Origin of the sequence: Aestuariirhabdus haliotis (genome assembly GCF_023509475.1) — a bacterium.
Classification (GTDB): Bacteria; Pseudomonadota; Gammaproteobacteria; order Pseudomonadales; family Aestuariirhabdaceae; genus Aestuariirhabdus; species Aestuariirhabdus haliotis.
On record NZ_JAKSDZ010000005.1, the window covers coordinates 1 to 19,321 of the forward strand.

Here is a 19,321-nt window from a genome sequence, read left to right on the forward strand (position 1 = left end):
AAAACTACTTAAATCAAACGCTTAACGTCGTTACCTGAATCGCTTCTTAGCAAAGCTTCCCGAGCAACGAGGCGCGCATTCTACAGACTTGCTTCTGCCTGTCAACACACCCTGAAAAGGTTTCTTGCAACAACATCAAACCGCCGCTTCCGGGGCCCTTGCTGCTGTAAGGGAGGCGCATTATATAGCGGATGGGGTCAGGGTCAACAGGCTTTTGGGGTCCAGAGCAAGATTAAGTATAACTACTTACTAACCATGACTACTTGGGCACCACCTACCCTATCCAATAAACAACAAGATACACCGACCCCAGCAACAGCTGCGGCCCACTTGACCAACAAAACCTCATAACTAAATCAACGTGCCTTGCCATGGCCCTCGAACAATATCACCAGATGGGCTACCGACTGCGTTCCGGGATTCCAAATTCAAAACAAACCGGGGTACAACCCAACCACCGTACTGACGCATGATCTCTACAGCAACACCGTCACATGCTTTCGTTACCTTCATGGACAAATCGACATCAGTTATAGAATCACTTCCCGGCTCACGTAACAACATACAGAAACTCCCACCTCTACTGGCTGCTTCACGCAATTTTGCATGGTTATAGTTCGCGCTTTTAGGCCACCCCAATACCGCACTATACCTGCCACTGGTCAGAGCTCTCTCCATGATACCCACCACATCATCAACCCACTCAGTGTGTAATACCAAGACGCGAGAAACATCGACTCCCGCAGCCCGCAAGATTGACGCACAAGGCGCCTTTGGAGGTGCAACCCATAGCACCCAACGCTCCTCCTGCCGGGTTAGACTGGCCAATACCGGCAACAAGAGCGCCAACTCCTGGGACGAATCCAAATCACACTGTAAATCTGTAACCGCTCCACGCGACCAGCCTCCACCCACCAATCTCGTATCCAGCACATCGTAACCACTGGTAACGACTTCCGACCGCACCGCACCGCGACCATTCTCCGACCAACCCACCGCATCGTTAAAGTTTTTATTAGACTGCATCACTGTAACCCCACACTGTATATACAAACAGTATTGTATAAACATACAGATTAATCAATGATTTCTTTACCCCCACTGGCCTAGCCGACCCTCCATTTGCTAGCATCCTCAACATGAAATCGAGCAACGAAGCCACGGTCAGCGTTAGCGTTACCAACACATTATTAGACACTGCCGCTCAACTAGGCCTTAACCGCCAGCAGCTACAGTCGGCAGCCAATCTGACAGGCGAAACATTAGATAACCCCGATCAACGAATACCCTTTCTCAACCAGGAAAAACTCTGGTCTCTCATTATTGATCAACATCCTGATATACCGGTTGGACTAAGCATGGGATTACGTGCCCAACCAGGAAGCTTTAATGTGTTAGGTAATATCGCAATGAACAGCGCCACGCTTGGCGATGCATTTCGGCACGTACAGCACTACCAAAATCTGGTTGGCGAGGGCGGAAGTATTGAAGAAAACCTGTGCAGCTCGTCGCACTGGATCATCCGCTATACCCCACTCAACCCTGGCCATGCCTGCACGCACCATCGCGTTGCGGCCGTGCTAAGTAGCTGGGTAAAAATTGGCCAATGGCTGGCAGATCAATTTGAGGTACTCGCCATCAACTTTGATACTCCTGCGCCTCCATACTACCAACAATATGAGGAACAGCTTGGTTGCCCCGTTTATTTCAACCGCTCTGAGAACGAGCTGGTTCTATCCCCCGAAATGCGAAACCAGCCTATCCGGCAAGCGAACAGCACCATCTGCAAACTGCTTAGAGAACAGGCGGACAAGCTAATTGAACAACTGCAAACCAGCACCCTCAGTCGACAAGTAGTATCACTTATCAGCCAACAATTAATGGGCCAGGAACCGGACAAACAAAGCATTGCCAGCAGCCTCAACATAAGTGCTCGTACCCTGCAAAGACGACTGGAGGAAGAAGGCACCAGCTACCAAAAACTGTTGAGCGACACCCGCCACCAACTTGCTCTGGAATACCTCGAGCGTGCTGATATCAACACCAGTGAAATTGCCTTTATGCTAGGTTTTTCCGAATCCAGCACTTTTTATCGTGCATTTAAGAAATGGACCGGACAAACCCCAGGACAATACCGCAACAATAAAATCAAGCAGTTCAGCGAGATTTAGCCATAACTGCGCATAACCGTCATTCGCCATAAAGCAATAGCGCCAAGCACTATTAAAACGCATGCGGCTACAACCAGTCCTTGCGCGGGCGACACCCACTCCAGAAGTAAGCCACACAAAAAGCCTGAAGTGGCCGGCAACACCTGGGTGCTAATGGTATAAAAACTCATCACCCGTCCCCGGAATTGATCTTGTGAATTAAGCTGCAACGCTGCCACGATAAGACTGACCGAAACTCCAGCAAGCATGCCCGCAAAGAATAACCAGACTGCTGCTTCCAGCATACTTTGACTACAACCCAACCCAACCATCAACAATGAAGAGATCAACAAAGAGCCAATGATGGCTTTACCCTGTGGCAGACGCTGTCCTAGAGTCATGCAGATCACGCCACCAACAAACAACGCCAACGCCATAATGGCTAGCAAAAGCCCTCGGTCCATTGCTGTCAGACCCAAACTGTCTATGGCAAACCGAGGCAGTATCACTTGTACAGGCCCCATAACCGAATAAACAATCAACGTCACCAATAACAACTGCCTGATCAATAGGTGTTTCGCTACATAGCTAAATCCATTACGCACATCACTCAAAATTGATGCCGCTGGAATAACGGGTCTTTCTACTCGCACCCCAACAAGTAAAAGGCTGGCAGCGAAAAAGAGCAGGAGAATTAGACCGATCGGCCCATGCCAACCATATTCCTGACGCAGTAGAGCAATCATTATCGGGGCCACACCAAATCCAAGCATGACCAGCACATTGAACAATACCGACGCACGATGCAAATCCTTAAGAGCGACTAAACGCCCCAATAAGGCAAGCCGCGCGGGAGCAATAAAGCACCAGGCAATGCCCGAACAAGTTGCCGCGCCCAAAAACACTCCCACACTCAAGAACGATGGCAAGTCTTGAGACACTAACACCAACAATAGTGAAGCACCGATAACAAATAGCAATTGAGACAACACAACGAGCAGAGTCGGGGATGCACGATCACAGAGCGCCCCCGCATACCATCCAACCAGCAGCGGCGCAGCCCCAAAACTCAAAAAGAAACCCAACCCTGCCAACAGGTCCGACTGAAGAACTTCTTGCGCATAAAAAATCACGCTGTAATTCATCACATGGCCGCCAATAAAGGCCAAAAAACATGAGATAAAAAACCTAGGAACAACCAACATAAATTCCCCAGACTCCAGCAGAGACATCACCTCCGCGCCATTAAATAGACGGCTGAACTTATTCGCCGGGCTGCAGATGAATTAACGTCGGTTGGCCATCTTCGATATGCCAACTAGGAAAACTGGAATTGGTGGTAAAGACTGAACCATCTGGTGCTATTTCAACATCTCGAGTGAAAGTCACTCGCCGAGGCATCGGAAAGACACGCCACGATTTCCGGTTGATATCAAAGCGGAGCAAGCTATCAGATGCATTGCCGTTTACCCAAACCAGATCCCGCTCACGGTCAACATTTAGCGAATAAGGCGTATCGCTGCCCAGCGGTTCCGTCGGCATGTCGTATCGAGTAAAAACCGAGGTTTCAGGATCAAACTCAACGATCTGACCTTCAGGAAAGGCTGCGATCCAAAGATGACCTCGGGAATCGGCCCTTAGCCTACGAGGCCCCTTGAAGGGTGTTGGAATCATAATGACCTCACCACTCACCGGATCGATTTTACCAATAGCATCGGTGTGCAAGCGGGCGAACCAGACGGTGCCATCGGGGGCAACATCAATCCCGTATGGTAATGGTAACCCCATCGACTCCTTATCAATTGGCAAGGTATGCAAAGGAACCCCCCAACGCGCCAGCTGCAAAATGATACTGCTGCCACTCACCGTCAAACTTTCCTTAAAGCTACGGGTCGGTAGATCGTAGTAAGTAAACTCACCCGTTGCTCGATCAAACATCGCAACCTGGTTGGAAATCGCCAACGTAAACCAAACCCGATCCTGCTGATCGACACGAATGGTATGGGGATAATAACCCTCCTCCATTTCGTGCACGGTAAATGTTTTGCTTATCGGATCAAATTCGAGAATGGCCTGCTGCACTGATGGCGTAATAAAAATATGACCATCTTTTTTCGACTCAGCAAACGAGTGAATCCCCATATAGCTCTCGTGCTTGGGAAACTGCTTCAACTTTCCAGCCAGGATACCTCCCAGCTCATAATCGAGGCGTGGCAATCGATAGACACTGTACTCACCCGTTTCAGGGTCTATTTCATAGAGCCGATCCTGAAGGTTATCGCCGACATAGATCAAACCACTGGATGCCAATAGCAAATCGTGCATTTGCGAGAAACTATCACCTATCGGCAACTCTTTAATTTTTGCCGCAACTACCTCTGCTTGCCAGGGCTTCTCTGGAGGTATCAGCTTTGGATTTTCCCGCAACTCACGATAACCCTCTTCTAACAACTGTGGCAACCTATCCTGAGCATCATCATGCAACCGGGAACCGTAACCGATCATGCGATCAAAGGTATCACTCCATTCATCAGCGGTTCTCTGCCAACGAATATACTTTGTACCCTGCTGATGACAGAAACCGCACTGCAAAACAAAATGCTTTTTTAGCTCTTCATCACCGCCCAGGTCGAGCGCGGCCAACCAGGTATTGGCCGAACGACTCGCAGCCAGCTTGGCACTATCGGTTTCGGGCCGCATGGTCAGGGTGAACTGCTGCTCCGCAGTTGGATTGATGACCAGATCCTGATAACCCTGCTTGCGAAGCCGATAACGCACCGAGCTCACGTAGGGCAAATCAGGCCAGGACAGGACACCCTTGGTATCCGTAAAACGGGTATATTCAAAGGTACCTTTATTCGATACCGCATGAGGTGGATAACCATTGTCCGATTTATCAATGGCAGTAATTTCAGTTGGATAGGCACTCACCATCACCGTCGGCAACGGATCGCCCTGAGCATCCAATACCTGAAACTCAACCGCCTGTGTTGCTGTCGAAAGTACCGCTAACAAAACCAGAAGCCATCGATTCATTCAAGCAACCTCCTGCCGGGTTTTTCGTGAAGCCAAATAAGCATCGAAGGCTTCTTCACTGGTGTATTGGGGGATATAACCAAATTCGGATTTTAGCAACCGATTATCCAGCACCGGCCGATAACTGATGAACTTTACCTGCTCAGGACCGTACTGACTGAGCCTTAATGGCTTGAGTATCGATAGCACCCCCTTGATCAGCCAGGACGGTAAAGGCAAATAAGGTTTATTCAGTTTAACCGCTAACTGGGCCATAGAGAGGGCACCGTCACCCGCTACATTATAGATCCCCTGACTACGGCGTTCGATGCCCTGTTCGATAATGCAGACCAGATCCTGGTCCCAGATAAACACAAAAGGACTGCGACAACCGGCCACACCGACAATACAGATTTGATCAAACAGATTGGTAATTTGATTATTCACTGTTTCCCCAAGCACGGTACCAGGACGCAACACTAACTGTTGCAGCTCAGGGTGTTGCTGGCGGTAGTCTCTTAACAATTCTTCGACGATGCGCTTATGGGAGGAATAGGCAAAGCTGTCGTTACCCCGAACGGGATCAGCCTCCGACAACCATTCAGGATTATCCGCATGATAGCCGTAAGCGGCCCCACTGGTGGTGACGACAAACTGCTCAACATTCGCCTGCAAAGCGGCATCCAATGCATTGCGGGTACCTTCTACGTCAATTTCATAGAGCGTTTCTCGACTCATTCCAGTAGGCGGCACCACGATCGATGCCAAGTGAACCAGCGTATCTATGCGCTCTTGCTGTAATAAAGCGATCAACGCCTTCTGATCACGGACATCAATTATCGAGAACTGATCGGCAAGCTTCGAAACCTCATCTGACGGACGGACATCAGTTGCAACCAGATACCATTCTGGCTGCTGAGACGCCATCAACCTGACCAACTGGGTACCAATAAAGCCGGTTGCTCCCGTTATCAGAACGCGCCGACTGTTATTACTATTTTCGCTCGACATAAACACGTACAACCATGATTAAGCTAATAACCACAGTGTATCGAGCCCAAACCAATAACTCAGTGACTTTGCTGGCCAGCAAATTGACCTTATGGGTCAAATTAACCGCAAAAGGCTATCCACAAACCCGGCAGAAGCAAAAAAACAAGTCACATGGCTATTCGACCCGGAGTGAACAAATCTCAACGGATACAGGAAAGAAAAGAAAGAAAAGAAAGAAAAGAACGCGGGGATATAACGAAAATGTCGCATGCGGGGAATAAACACACGCGACATTACAGACCGGGGAAAGCACCTCTAAAGATTCACCTCCCCCATCTCGAACAGTATCAGGGCAGCTGAAACAGGTGGTATTTCTTTTTACCCAACTTAACGATGAAGAAACGGCCAAACAACGCCTGCTCAGCGCAGAATAATTCACTTAGCTGCATATTATGCTCCATCGAACAGGCGCGACCATTGATCAGAACCGCATTACGCGCCAAAGCGTCCTTCACCTGCTTACCCGATGGAGCCATACCTGCCTCAGCCAGTAACTGAGTCATGGGCTTACCTTCGAAACTGTTGGGATCGAGTGTGGCCGACGGCAATCCATCCAACGCCAGCTGCTGCAAATCAGTTTCCGAAAGAGTGTCAATTCCCCCATTGAACAGGGCTTCGGTAATCCGCTGCGCCGCTTGCAATCCTTCTTCGCCATGTACCAAACGAGTTACTTCGGTGGCCAGAATCTTCTGGGCAGATTTGGCGCCCTGGGTTTCGCTGTCATGACGCTCGATCGCTTCAATTTCTTCGATATCAAGGAAAGTGAAATAGCGCAGGAACTTATACACGTCGGCATCAGCCGTATTGATCCAGAACTGGTAGAACGCATACTGGGACGTTTTATTGGCGTCCAGCCAGATGGTTCCGCTCTCGGTCTTACCGAATTTGGTGCCATCAGACTTGGTTACCAACGGCAGTGTGAGGCCAAATGCCTGATTACCGTTCATCCGACGGGTGAGCTCAGTTCCGCCAGTGATGTTGCCCCATTGGTCACTACCACCGATTTGCAGAGTGCAACCATTGCGGCGATTTAATTCAGCAAAATCGTAGCTTTGCAGCAGCATATAGGTAAATTCGGTGTAGGAGATGCCGGCCTCATCACGCTCGATGCGCTGTTTTACCGATTCCTTCTTAATCATGCTGTTGACCGAGAAGTATTTGCCCACATCACGCAGGAAGGTCAACACATCCATGCCACCGGTCCAGTCGAGATTATTGACCACCTCGGCTGAGTTTTTACCGCAGTCAAAATCAACGAATTGGCTCACCTGAGCCCGAATTCTCTCGACCCAGCTTTCTACCACATCCCGAGTGTTGAGCGAGCGCTCCTGGGCTTTAAAGCTGGGATCCCCGATCAAGCCAGTGGCACCGCCCACCAGGGCCAATGGTTTATGGCCTGCCTGCTGGAAACGCTTTAACGCCAACAGAGGCACCAGACTCCCGATATGCAAGCTGTCCGCCGTGGGATCAAAACCACAATACAGGGTACAGATACCATCATCGAGGTGAGCGGATAGTTCCTCCTCGGCTGTCATCTGTGCGATCAGGCCTCTGGCCTGAAGATCCCTTAGCAGTGCATTTTGCCCTTGAGACATTAAAAACCCCGGTTAATCAGCATGTTAGTCATTCGATTGAAAGGCTTGAAGCTAGGTATTACACCAGCCAAGACCAGTGAGTGCGCAGATATTACAGAAACCCACACTAAATTCCAGCCTGAGTCCCCGCGCCACACCGAGTTCAGCCCAGCCCTTTAGAACCATAGCCGTTAACAAAACCGTCCTTAGAATGATATCCTCTTATAGCAAATTGCTCTGATTTTTCAGAACTGAAGGTTGATCCAGCACGTAGTTTCAGCAGAAAGTCGTTTTCCCCTCTTGAATGTTGTCTTTTTTGGTTATACTTTAGCCACTTGCCTGAATATTCGAGAAATCACTGGAAGTTATTCATGGATCACCCTGATTCTTTAGCGAGTCGACATCTTGCCTCGTTCCCCAAAAAGCATTTAATCCTTGCTAGCGCTCTGGCAACCGTCGCAGGCACAGCTCTGTTATTGTTGCCATCGACCGAGGTAAAAGCGGAACGCAACTCAATCCCCCTGGCACTGGACTTCGCAACCGATTCCACGGACAGCAATCAGAACCCTACAACCCCATCTCCAGTGAGCCTGCTGCAACCAGCCTCACCAGCACCTGTAGTGCAACCGGCAGCACAGCAGACTAAAACGCCAGCACCTGTAGCGGCCGTAGTCGTCGAAGAAACACCACAATGGCATAGTGTTCAAATCAAATCTGGTAGCACCCTTTCAACCATCTTTCGTAAACAGGGGCTGAGTCCGTCACTGCTGCATGCTCTGGTGACCAGCAGCAAGGAAGGCAAACTACTGAACCGGGTCAGCCCCGGCCAGCACATCGAATTTTTAAAAAATTCCGAGGGAGAGCTCACAAAGGTGCGCTACGTGCGCAACCGGCTTGAGTCGGTGCTGTTTTCCCGCACCGAAAAGAGCTTCTCGGCCGAAGAGATTATCTACACCCCCAACGCCCGTCAGGCCTTTGCCGAGGCGGAAATCAATCACTCTCTTTTCCTCGCCGCTCAAAGCGCGGGGATGAGTGAAACGGTTACTATGAAGCTGGCCAACATCTTTGGTTGGGATATTGACTTCGCTCTGGATATTCGTAAAGGCGACAGCTTTCGCGTGATCTATGAAGAGAACTTCCTCGATGGCGAGAAAATCTCCGATGGTGACATCGTTGCTGCCCAGTTCACCAATCAGGGGCGGGTCTACACAGCCGTTCGTTATACCGATAGCAAAGGCCACTCTGATTACTATTCACCGGATGGTCGTAGTATGCGCAAGGCATTCCTGCGCTCCCCCGTTGATTTCGCTCGTATCAGCTCACGTTTTAATCTAAAGCGGAAACACCCGGTACTGAACAAGATTCGCGCCCACAAAGGCGTCGACTACGCAGCATCAACGGGTACTCCTATCCGCGCAGCTGGCGACGGCAAGGTGATCCACGCGGCTCGCAAAGGCGGTTTTGGCAAGGCAGTGATCATCCAACACGGCCAGCGTTACAGCACCCTGTACGCCCATATGAGCAAGTACGGCCGCGGTATCCGCTCAGGCAAACATGTCAAGCAAGGGCAGATTATCGGCTATGTCGGTTCAACCGGATTAGCCACGGGCCCACACCTGCACTATGAATTCCGCGAAAACGGCGTGCATGTGAACCCCATGACCGTTAAATTGCCGAGCGCCAAGCCGATACCCAAAAAAGAGCGCGCCTCTTTCGAGAATCGTATGCAACTCCTGATCAGCCGACTCGAACATCCAACGGCGATTCTTGCCCTGAACGATTAACAATATGGCAATCCGGCGCCTGACTATTGGCCTGATGTCGGGCACGAGCCTGGATGGCGTCGATGGTGTATTGGCTGATTTCTCTTCCGACACCCCTTTAATAGGCACCAGCAGCCGCAATTTCCCCACCGATTTACGCCGCAAGCTGCTTTCCCTTTGTCTGACCGGCGATAACGAAATTGAGCGCATCGCCCAAATACAACCCCAGCTGACCCAGCTCTACGCTGATGTGGTGAAAGACCTGCTAACTGCAACAGGCAGATCTTCAGCCCAGATAGCAGCCATCGGCTGTCATGGGCAGACGGTCCGTCACTTGCCGCATCTTGGTTATAGCCTTCAACTGGGAAACCCTGCACAGCTGGCAGAGCTCTGCAAAATTGCTGTTGTGGCGGACTTTCGCAGTAGGGACCTGGCAGCCGGTGGCGAAGGAGCTCCTCTGGTTCCAGCCTTTCATAGCCACCAATTCTCCAGCCCAGATCAGGATCGCATCGTTATCAATATCGGAGGCATGGCCAACATCAGCTGCCTGCCTATCAAGGGAGACGTCACCGGATTTGATACGGGACCAGGCAACGCCCTGATGGATGCCTGGTGCGAACGCCATCAGGGAAAACCTTACGATGAGAACGGTTCATGGGCAGCCAGCGGCTCGGTCAACACTGAACTGCTGAAGTCATTATTAGCTGATGACTACTTTCAACGCCCCCCTCCAAAAAGCACCGGGCGAGAACACTTCAACTTGCCCTGGCTGGAACCGCATCTGGCACGGCATGCAGGCATGGCTGACGAAGATGTACAGGCAACGTTGCTTGAACTGACAGCACAGAGCCTTAGGGATGCTATAGATCGCTGGGGGCCGGCGGGGGCCGACTGTTATATCTGTGGCGGTGGAGCTTATAACACTCAGTTAATTAGGCGCTTGCAAGCGCTGATGCCAACAAGGAGCGTGACAACGACCAATGCCCTTGGCATAGATCCGCAATGGGTCGAAGCTATCACCTTTGCGTGGTTAACCCGGCAATATCTGGAAGGTTTACCGGGCAATCTACCGCAAGTCACACGCGCCAGAGGCCCCCGAATTCTCGGTGCTTTCTATCCGGCCTAATCAAGGAAGGGTAGAAAGCACACCAGGAGAACAGAATGATCAGTGCTATTAGATAGAAAAAGAAGATCCACAGCCGCAGGTTGTGGATGCGTTAGGATTATTGACGACAAAACGAGACCCTTCCAGGCCTTCCATATAATCGACCGTCGCACCCACCACATATTGATAGCTAAGGGCGTCGACAAGCAGGGTGACACCACCACTCTCTATCGCGGTATCATCTTCGGCAACTTCATCATCAAAAGAAAATCCATACTGGAAGCCAGAACAGCCGCCGCCCGTCACAAAGACACGTAGCTTGAGATCCTGATTCCCCTCTTCCTCAATCAAATCTGTTGCCTTCTCTACCGCTTTAGGGGTCAGGTTGAGAAGGGAAGGAATAAACGTCTGTGCTGTCATCTATAAATCACCGGCTTACACTGCTTGCGAGTCATTATCCAATTAACCTAGAACTTTAGTCAACTATTACAGCCCGGGTCCACCGACTATCGGGCTGAACAATCAACTACACCAGAGGGTCGACCTCGGCCGCTTCGAGTGCATCTTCTTCCACCTTGTTGCGGCTCTCCTTGCCCTCACCAGGGTGGGGCTCTGGAGAATACTCGAGACTTCCGTTTACCTGGGCACCCATGACCATTTCGATCAACTTGTAATAGACATTGCCATTAACTTCAGCTTGAGCGGCTAGCTCCAGATGCTCAGTGGAGTGCACATCACCACTCACCTTACCGTTAATGATGATATGAGGAGATCGAATCTCCCCCTCCACAAAACCGTTATCGGCGACTCTTACAAGCCCTTCCGTAGCAGTAACATTTCCGATCACCTGCCCCTCAATCTGCAACGCTCCTTCAAACTGCAAATCGCCGTTCACTGTGGTGCCATTGGCGATCAATGTGGTGCGATCCCCGTATTTTTCGATATTAATCGCTTTGGGTTTAACTTTCCGGCGCATCTGTTACTGCCTCCTCAAACTGCCATGGAATTTTTTGCTCAACCCGCTTGGGCTTTGGCCCTCTGGATTGAGCAACCACCAACACATAATCAGGTTCAAAACCTTGCGGTATCACCAGCTCTGCAAAACGCTCATCGGGCCCGGGAATGTTCTGAAAATAGCGAAAGCCCAGCTTAATATTCTGTACTGAGACCTGCTCTGACACATCCTTCAGGGACAAGGATTTCTCAATTCCATCCTGGCGCCCAACCAAAGACACCGTGGCCAACCCCGACAACAGTCGATTGTTATCGGAGACCTGGGTCAGCATCAACTTAAGCCGAAATCGATCAATCTGCTCGGTTTTTTGCAGATCGTATTTCTGTATCCTGAGCCCCTTATCTTCTGATTTGGGAGCCATAATATTCTTGTAAAAAGAGAGGTCCTGCTGCAGCTGAAACTTCTCCTCTTCTAACTGCTTGATGGTCAGGCGCACGTTGTCGGTAGACTGCCGGTCGACATCGGCACCGACTCTGAGCGTGGTCACTTCTTGTGTCAAGCCCTCTATTTCTGCTCGTTTTTGAGCTAACTCAACTCTGAGCAAATCACGCTCAACCAGAGCCGTTTGCTGGGACTGCATGCCCAGATATTCTCCCAACAAAAAGCTGCCAACCGAGAACGCGCCAAACAATAGCCAGTAAAAAAACTTTTTCAGCAACCGTTTGCCTGGCTGATCAGGTACGACTATCAGGTGTTCTTGCTTGGTTCCTGTAACACGGATCATTCGCTATCCTCTCCCCCTAAGGCATCAGGGCAACCAGATCAAGGCCGGCCTTTTCTTCAAAACCAAACATGATATTCATATTCTGTACCGCCTGCCCGGCCGCCCCCTTGACCAGGTTATCAATCACGGAAAGCACCACCACCCGTTTCTTTCCTTGCGGACGATAGAGTGCGATTCGACAATAATTCGAGCCCCGAACACTACGAGTCTCCGGCAATGATCCTGAAGGCAAAACATCCACAAATGATTCGTTACGATAGCGTTGTTCAAATAAAGCCTGTAAATCCTCACCCTCAACAGACAATTCAGCGTAGAGCGTGGCGTGAATACCTCTAATCATAGGCGTTAAATGAGGGACAAAGGTTAATTCCGGGGACTGATTGTGACCCGCTAGCATGGAGATTGCCGTTAAACCCTGCTCAATTTCCGGAAGATGCCGGTGGCCGGAGACGCCGTAAGCCTTCAAACTCTCACTCGTCTCACAGAGCAGGGCATCAACCTTGGCCTGACGCCCTGCCCCGCTGACCCCTGACTTGGTATCAGCAATCAAACTGGCAGGATCAACAATACCGGCTTCCAGCAAAGGCAAGAAGCCCAGTTGAACCGCCGTCGGATAACAGCCCGGGTTAGCAACCAGCCGTGCACTAGCAATCCTTTCACGATTAAGCTCTGGCAAGCCATAAACAGCCTCATCAAGCAGTTCAGTGCACGCATGCTCCATACCGTACCACTGCATCCACTGGGCAGGGCTTTTGAGACGAAAATCAGCCGCCAGATCAATCACCTTGACCCCTGCCGCCAACAATTGGGGGACCTGCTGCATAGCGATACCGTTAGGGGTGGCAAAAAAGACCAGATCACATCGACTGAGTACCTCAATCGTGGGCTCAACAAAGCACAGTTCGGTATACCCTCGAAGGTTGGGGTACATGGCCGCAACCGGTGACCCTTGTTCTGCCCGAGAAGTCACTGCCTCCAGAGATACCTGGGGATGGGTCACCAACAGGCGCAGTAATTCCACGCCGGTATACCCAGTCCCCCCTACAACACCCACCTTGATCATTAACACCCCATCCGATCGAATAAAACCATTACATCAACACAAAGATCATAATGATTTAAGTTTTACTAACAAACCCGCATAATAACACGCTCCAGTGCAATAGTTGCATCGTTTAAGAGCCCGCATGCGCCGCCCCTCCCCTCCCCAGATAATGAATCGCTTCCGCTTGAGACTGGCTAATGCGGATGCTGTCCCTCAGCTGGCGCTGCTGGGCATACTGAGCGGCATTATCACCGGCGCCATTATCATCTTATTCCGGCAGCTCCTGACCCTGCTACTTGAGAATAGTCTTCCGGGGGCCTCAGAAGAGAACTTCGAAGGTCTCGCTATTCATTGGCGCTTTCTATTACCAGTCGGGGGCGCGTTATTGCTTGTGATCCTATTTGCTTTCATCGATCCCAAACACCGGAAAGTCGGTGTCAGCCATGTGATTGAACGCATGGGCCTGCACCAGGGACATTTACCCCTCAAGAACATGCTAGCCCAGTTTTTTGGTGCCATCATCGCCCTGGCCAGTGGTCACTCTTCCGGCCGTGAAGGGCCTGCCGTGCATTTGGGAGGCGCCGGCAGCAGCTTATTGGGCCACTGGTTGCGATTACCCAACAACAGCGTTCGCACGCTGGTCGGATGTGGCAGTGCCGCGGCTATTTCGGCGGCATTTAATACTCCAATCGCCGGTGTCATCTTTGCCATGGAAGTGATCATGATGGAATACACCATCAGTGGCTTTATTCCGGTGATTATGGCCTCTGTGATCGCCGCCTTTATGACCGCCCTGGTTTATGGTTCGGATCACGCCTTTGTCGTGCCCGCCCTCGAGCTGAGATCAATTGTAGAGTTCCCCTTGATCATTACCTGCGGTTTTACCGTTGGCTGCTTGGCGGCCGCCTTTATCTGGCTTAGCAAGAATATTCACCGACACGCTCCAGAGCCTTACTGGCTGCGTCTTCCCTTGGCCGGGGTACTCACGGGTGCCGTAGCGATGTTCTTTCCCCAGGTGATGGGCATAGGCTACGACACCATCAGCGATATTCTTTTTAATACTGCGAGCCTGGAGTTCCTGTTGTGGCTGGTTGCGGCCAAGCTGTTGGTATCCGCCGCGGCCTGTGGTCTTGGGGTGCCTGCAGGCATTATCGGCCCCTCACTGTTTTTAGGGGCCTGTCTCGGCGGAGCCATCGGTTTGGTGTCACAAATATTATTCGCCGAGACCAGCTCCAGCAGCGGTTTCTACGCCATGCTAGGAATGGGAGCAATGATGGCGGCCGTATTGCAGGCCCCCCTGGCGGCACTCATGGCTGTGATGGAACTGACCCATAACCCAAATATCATTTTGCCCGCCATGCTCGCTGTGGTCATTGCCTCCCTGACCAGCCGGAACCTGTTCAAGCAATCCTCTATCTTTGCTGAACTACTGGGCCGAAATGTATCCGACCCACAAGCCGTGCTAGAACAAGGCCTGCAGCGCGAAGGTGTGACGCGAATCATGGATACCGGACTGTGCCACCTTCCTCGCCAGTGCGAAACAAGCCTGATCAGGCAACGCTTGAAGCCTTCTGTCCGCTGGGTTGTGATTGTCGATGAGGGCCGGCCTCACTGGATTCTACCTGCCGATGAACTCCAGGCTCAATTGCACGAATCCAGTAACAGTGAAAAGGATGAAAGCACACTGGATCTACTGGCGATTCCGGCTCAACGTAAAGATATTGCACCGGTCTCTGCCCGCATCACCGTGCAAGAAGCCGTGGAGCAACTCAACAAACAAGGCACAGAGGCCGTTTACATTGAAGGGCCCCGCCCCGAGCATGCAATCGGTATTGTGACCCTCGATTATATCCAGCAACATTACCGCATCTATCAATAAAGCCCCTCTTCGATAAGGACTCAGTATGCTTTGGGTAAAAGCCTTTCATATCATTGCCGTTATCTGCTGGTTCGCAGCCCTGTTTTATTTACCCCGGCTGTTCGTATACCACGCCATGAGTGAAGACGAGACCAGCCGGGAGCGTTTCAAGATTATGGAGCGCAAACTGTACCGGGGCATTTCAACGCCCTCGATGCTGGCCACAATAGTGCTCGGGTTTTGGCTCGTGAGTTATAACATTGATTACTACGAGGCTTCGGCCTGGTTCCACGCCAAACTGACCCTGGTAGCCCTTCTGGTGATTTATCACTTTATCAGTGGCCGCATGATCAGAAGCTTCGCTGCCGATGCCAATACTCGCAGCCACGTTTTCTATCGTTGGTTTAACGAAGTGCCGGTATTGATGCTGATCGCGATTGTTATTCTTGTAGTGGTGCGCCCCTTCTAGCGCTTGCGATTTTTATCAAGAGGATAAAAAAAAGGGAACCCAGGGTTCCCTGAATACCTCACATCGGTAGGATAGAAACGCGAGGGCACCTCTGATTAATCGACGGGTCGACAATCTTCGATGACGATTCCGTCATTGGGTAACGTCCCCGGAGCCACTGAAACCACATCACCGGACAGTTTGCACAGATCGCGAATTGACTGCACAACCGTTTCTTCATCCAGTCCCTCGGTTTCACAGTTAAGGGTCATCACATCATTATCGTTCGCAGAGTCGACCCGCAGGCGGGCACGAATAATTTCCGGATGTCGCTCAACCACCGCGTTGATTTGCTCGGGGCTGACAAACATACCTTTCACCTTGGTGGTTTGATCGGCACGCCCCATCCAGCCACGAATGCGCATATTGGTTCTACCACAAGAGCTGCTACCCGGAAGTACCACCGACAGATCCCCAGTGGCAAAACGGATCAACGGATAGTCACGATTAAAACTGGTAACAACCACCTCACCCACTTCCCCATCGGGAACTGGCTCACCCGTGCCAGGACGAACAATCTCCAGCAAAATTTCCTCGGCCACAATCAATCCGTTACGGGCAGAGGACTGATAGGCGATAAGCCCAAGATCCGCTGAGGCATAGGCATCGTAGTAAGAGATGCCTCGCTCATCAAAATAGTCTTTCAGGGACTGGGTCAATGCCGCGCCGGCAAACAGGGCTTTGCGTAAACTGCTGATATCCACCGCCAACTCATCAGCCCGGTCCATAATAATTTTCAGGAAGGCTGCAGTACCACAGTAACCTGTGACTCTCAGATCATGCATCACCTGAACCTGCGCCTCGGTTTGCCCCCCACCAGCAGGAATAACCGTACAACCACAGGCCCGAGCGCCGGAGTCAAGAATAGCCCCCCCGGGAGTCAGGTGATAAGACAGGCAATTCTGCACTCGGTCACCCGGACGAAAGCCTGCCGCATAGAAAGCCCTGCCTACTTTCCACCAATCATTACGCTGACCCTCTGGATCGTATATAGGGCCCGGTGATTGGTAAATTCGATTCAGCTTTGCCGTTCCGGTAGCTACCATACCGGCAAAGGGCGGATGCTTCTTTTGCAGCTCCACAAGCTGAGACTTTCTCAATACTGGCAAGCTCGCCAGCGCTTCTCGACTGTTTATGTCATGAGGATTAATACCTGCAAATTGTTGCGAGTACCAAACGGTATTCTCCTGTGCCCAGCGCAGGTGTTCTGGCAGGCGTTTGAGCAAAGTCTGCTCCCTGAGCTCGGTATCCTGGGTCTCGAGCTCATCAAAAAAATCGGTCATAGAACCCCCTACAGCCAGCGTTTTCTGCGTTTATAGGATTTAAGTTCCTTGAAACTGCGGCGCTCTTCATTGCCACCTCCAAGGTAGAATTGTTTTACATCTTCATTTTCAAGCAGCTCCTGGCTAGTACCATCAAGAACCACTTTCCCCGATTCCATGATGTAACCATAATCCGCCGCTTTCAGAGCGTAGTTAGCATTCTGCTCAACCAGCAGCATGGTAATTCCCTGCTCGCGGTTGATCTTTTCGATAATGCCAAAGACTTCTTTCACTAACAGAGGGGATAACCCCATCGAAGGCTCATCCAGCAAAATCATCTTGGGTCGTGCCATCAAGGCTCGACCAATAGCCAACATCTGCTGCTCCCCACCCGACAGGTACCCTGCAAGCCCCGTGCGCTCTTTAAGCCGCGGGAAGTACTCAAATACCATATCGATATCCTGCTGTATCTGTTTGTCTCGTCGAGTAAAAGCGCCGAGTCGTAAGTTTTCGATACAGGTCATATCCTCAATAATGCGACGACCTTCCATCACCTGGAAAATTCCGGATCGCACGATATCTTCAGCATCTTTGCGGTCGATACGCTCGCCCATAAACTGGATTTCTCCACGAGTCACGGCGCCATCTTCGGTTTTCAACAAGCCTGAAATTGCCTTAAGGGTGGTCGACTTGCCCGCGCCATTAGGGCCCAGCAAAGTGACAATTTTGCCCTGGGGCACCTCAATGCTAACGCCGCGCAATACCAGAATAACATCGTCATAAACCACTTCGATGTTGTTAACCGACAACATCGATGACGCTGTATCCGTGCTCTCAACTGCTTGCTGCATCATCTGTTTTCCACCTCAATTTTTGCAACCAAAGCGCCCGTCAGAAACAGGCGCCTGATAACAGATTAATACCCGAGCCAGTCATCACGACGGGGCAAGGTTACCTGGGTCACACGTTCAATCTCGATGTCACCGCCATTGTAATTGCCCTTATAGATATTGACGGTGTTGATGCCACGATGGTCTTCGGCCGTCCAGTTGGCGGGCAGGCAAACCCCTTCCAAGCCTTTGGGTACCCAGTTTTCACGGGCGTACATACCCTGCTTGATATTGGCGCCGGTAATACCGCCATTGGCCTTGGCCCACTCCATCGCCTCTTTCATGTAATAGGCCGAGCACACACCACGCACATAATGATGGCTACGAAATTCCGTTCCGGAAGGGTCGGATACTTTTGATATGTCACGTACCAGCGTCATGCCAGGGGCATCGTCTTCCCAGAACGGCGTCATTGCCGGGAAAATATAATCTTTCACACCCGCACCTGCCGCTTCGAAAATTGGCTTATCGCCACCCCAGATATTGGACATAAACTGAACATCGGTACCGACCGTACCGCAGGACTTAATAAGGGAAACCACGGAACCACCAAGATTGGCGATATAGGCATAGTTAGACTGCGAGTCCTTCAACGACAGGCATTGGGCTTTAAAATCACCCGGTTTCATAGACACCACAATCGGCGGCATAACTTCGAAACCCAGTTCACCGGCATACTCAGCACAGGCTTCCTTGGGGGCATTAGGGTAAGGGTGGTTGTCACCTACGTGGGTGAACTTGGGTTTTCCGGCCCCACCTTTATTTTTCCAGTCGTCGGCGGCCCATTGCACCAGGGCTCGACATCCATCTGAATAAGAAGCGCCATAGAAATAGTTATAGGGTGCGGGTTTCTTGGTTTTTGGGTTTTTGCCAGTCGGGTCGGTCAGGTGTCCAGAGTAAGAGGCCGAATAAACGGGCACCTCATCCTTGGCAACAAAGGTGATTAATGCCTCTGTGTCGGCCGTCCCCCATCCCTGCATGGCTACCATATTTTTACGCGATACCCATTTTTTGTATGATGCAATCGCCTGCGGAACCTTATAAGCATAATCGACGGTTTCAAACTCCAGCCTGGTACCATCAATACCACCGTTAGCATCGATATAACCCAACGCATCACGAATACCATTGGCATAATTTTTACCTACAAATGCGGTAGGCCCGGAGAGATCCGCCAGATGACCAACGAATACCGAATCTTGTGCTTGCAGCGCGCTGGTACTCAGGGCGCCGGCAATCAATGTGCCGAATAAAACTCTTTTGTTCATTGCAGGATACCTTTTCTTGTTGTTGTAGAATCCGGAGACAACTAACACCGGCGAGTTGGGATTCTCACCCACCATTTCTTGATCGATTCAT

17 protein-coding genes are annotated in these 19,321 nt (G+C 51.0%); 5 read left to right on the top strand and 12 right to left on the bottom strand.

Annotated features, from left to right (window positions below; translation table 11 throughout):
• Positions 1–351: 351 nt before the first annotated feature.
• A complete protein-coding gene (locus MIB40_RS05710) occupies positions 352–1,026 on the bottom strand; it encodes a cell division inhibitor SulA (protein ID WP_249691850.1) in 675 nt (224 codons plus the stop codon).
• A 113-nt stretch (positions 1,027–1,139) separates the two neighbouring features.
• On the opposite strand from MIB40_RS05710, the gene MIB40_RS05715 reads away from it, so the two are divergent.
• Positions 1,140–2,171 (top strand): AraC family transcriptional regulator, encoded by a 1,032-nt coding sequence (locus MIB40_RS05715; protein WP_249691852.1) that lies wholly within the window; start codon positions 1,140–1,142, stop codon positions 2,169–2,171.
• On the opposite strand, the gene MIB40_RS05720 is transcribed toward MIB40_RS05715, so the two are convergent.
• The 4 genes from MIB40_RS05720 to tyrS all read right to left on the bottom strand — a co-directional run bounded on the left by MIB40_RS05720 (position 2,168) and on the right by tyrS (position 7,813).
• Positions 2,168–3,382 carry an MFS transporter gene (locus MIB40_RS05720; protein WP_319941625.1) on the bottom strand — a complete coding sequence of 405 codons (1,215 nt, stop codon included), beginning with the start codon at positions 3,380–3,382 and terminating at the stop codon, positions 2,168–2,170. The two genes, MIB40_RS05715 and MIB40_RS05720, sit on opposite strands and share 4 nt — an antisense overlap.
• A 31-nt stretch (positions 3,383–3,413) precedes the next feature.
• A complete protein-coding gene (locus MIB40_RS05725; protein WP_249691856.1) occupies positions 3,414–5,186 on the bottom strand; it encodes a Vgb family protein in 1,773 nt (590 codons plus the stop codon).
• Positions 5,187–6,176, bottom strand: a complete 990-nt coding sequence (locus tag MIB40_RS05730; protein WP_249691858.1) for an SDR family oxidoreductase — start codon at positions 6,174–6,176, stop codon at positions 5,187–5,189.
• Positions 6,177–6,505: 329 nt separating this feature from the next.
• A complete protein-coding gene (gene tyrS, locus MIB40_RS05735; RefSeq protein WP_249691860.1) occupies positions 6,506–7,813 on the bottom strand; it encodes a tyrosine--tRNA ligase in 1,308 nt (435 codons plus the stop codon).
• A 350-nt stretch (positions 7,814–8,163) separates the two neighbouring features.
• On the opposite strand from tyrS, the gene MIB40_RS05740 reads away from it, so the two are divergent.
• Together MIB40_RS05740 and MIB40_RS05745 are read left to right on the top strand one after the other, a co-directional pair.
• Entirely contained in the window at positions 8,164–9,576 is a 1,413-nt protein-coding gene (locus tag MIB40_RS05740) for an OapA family protein (protein WP_249691862.1), read from the top strand.
• A gap of 4 nt (positions 9,577–9,580) precedes the next feature.
• Positions 9,581–10,681 carry an anhydro-N-acetylmuramic acid kinase gene (locus MIB40_RS05745; RefSeq protein WP_249691864.1) on the top strand — a complete coding sequence of 367 codons (1,101 nt, stop codon included), beginning with the start codon at positions 9,581–9,583 and terminating at the stop codon, positions 10,679–10,681.
• 48 nt (positions 10,682–10,729) lie between these two features.
• On the opposite strand, the gene erpA is transcribed toward MIB40_RS05745, so the two are convergent.
• From erpA to argC, 4 genes are all read right to left on the bottom strand, one after another.
• Complete coding sequence (gene erpA, locus MIB40_RS05750; RefSeq protein WP_249691866.1) at positions 10,730–11,080, bottom strand: iron-sulfur cluster insertion protein ErpA; 351 nt, start codon at positions 11,078–11,080, stop codon at positions 10,730–10,732.
• Between the two features lie 106 nt (positions 11,081–11,186).
• Positions 11,187–11,636 (bottom strand): bactofilin family protein, encoded by a 450-nt coding sequence (locus MIB40_RS05755; protein ID WP_249691868.1) that lies wholly within the window; start codon positions 11,634–11,636, stop codon positions 11,187–11,189.
• Positions 11,620–12,399 carry a DUF6776 family protein gene (locus tag MIB40_RS05760; RefSeq protein ID WP_249691870.1) on the bottom strand — a complete coding sequence of 260 codons (780 nt, stop codon included), beginning with the start codon at positions 12,397–12,399 and terminating at the stop codon, positions 11,620–11,622. Before MIB40_RS05760 ends, MIB40_RS05755 begins: the two co-directional genes overlap by 17 nt.
• Before the next feature lie 16 nt (positions 12,400–12,415).
• On the bottom strand, positions 12,416–13,462 hold the full coding sequence (gene argC, locus MIB40_RS05765; RefSeq protein WP_249691872.1) for an N-acetyl-gamma-glutamyl-phosphate reductase: 1,047 nt from the start codon (positions 13,460–13,462) through the stop codon (positions 12,416–12,418).
• A gap of 124 nt (positions 13,463–13,586) precedes the next feature.
• Between argC and MIB40_RS05770 the strand changes: the two genes are divergently transcribed.
• Complete coding sequence (locus MIB40_RS05770; RefSeq protein WP_249691874.1) at positions 13,587–15,323, top strand: chloride channel protein; 1,737 nt, start codon at positions 13,587–13,589, stop codon at positions 15,321–15,323.
• A 25-nt stretch (positions 15,324–15,348) separates the two neighbouring features.
• Positions 15,349–15,771, top strand: a complete 423-nt coding sequence (gene hemJ / locus MIB40_RS05775) for a protoporphyrinogen oxidase HemJ (RefSeq protein WP_249691876.1) — start codon at positions 15,349–15,351, stop codon at positions 15,769–15,771.
• Between the two features lie 95 nt (positions 15,772–15,866).
• Here hemJ and MIB40_RS05780 read toward each other — a convergent pair whose 3' ends face one another.
• The 3 genes from MIB40_RS05780 to MIB40_RS05790 all read right to left on the bottom strand — a co-directional run bounded on the left by MIB40_RS05780 (position 15,867) and on the right by MIB40_RS05790 (position 19,230).
• The gene (locus tag MIB40_RS05780; protein WP_249691878.1) at positions 15,867–17,093 is read right to left on the bottom strand and encodes a phenylacetate--CoA ligase family protein; all 1,227 of its coding nucleotides are present in this window, start codon (positions 17,091–17,093) and stop codon (positions 15,867–15,869) included.
• 8 nt (positions 17,094–17,101) lie between these two features.
• On the bottom strand, positions 17,102–17,923 hold the full coding sequence (locus MIB40_RS05785) for an ABC transporter ATP-binding protein (RefSeq protein WP_249692136.1): 822 nt from the start codon (positions 17,921–17,923) through the stop codon (positions 17,102–17,104).
• Between the two features lie 65 nt (positions 17,924–17,988).
• Positions 17,989–19,230 (bottom strand): ABC transporter substrate-binding protein, encoded by a 1,242-nt coding sequence (locus MIB40_RS05790; RefSeq protein WP_249691880.1) that lies wholly within the window; start codon positions 19,228–19,230, stop codon positions 17,989–17,991.
• Between the last annotated feature and the right edge of the window lie 91 nt (positions 19,231–19,321).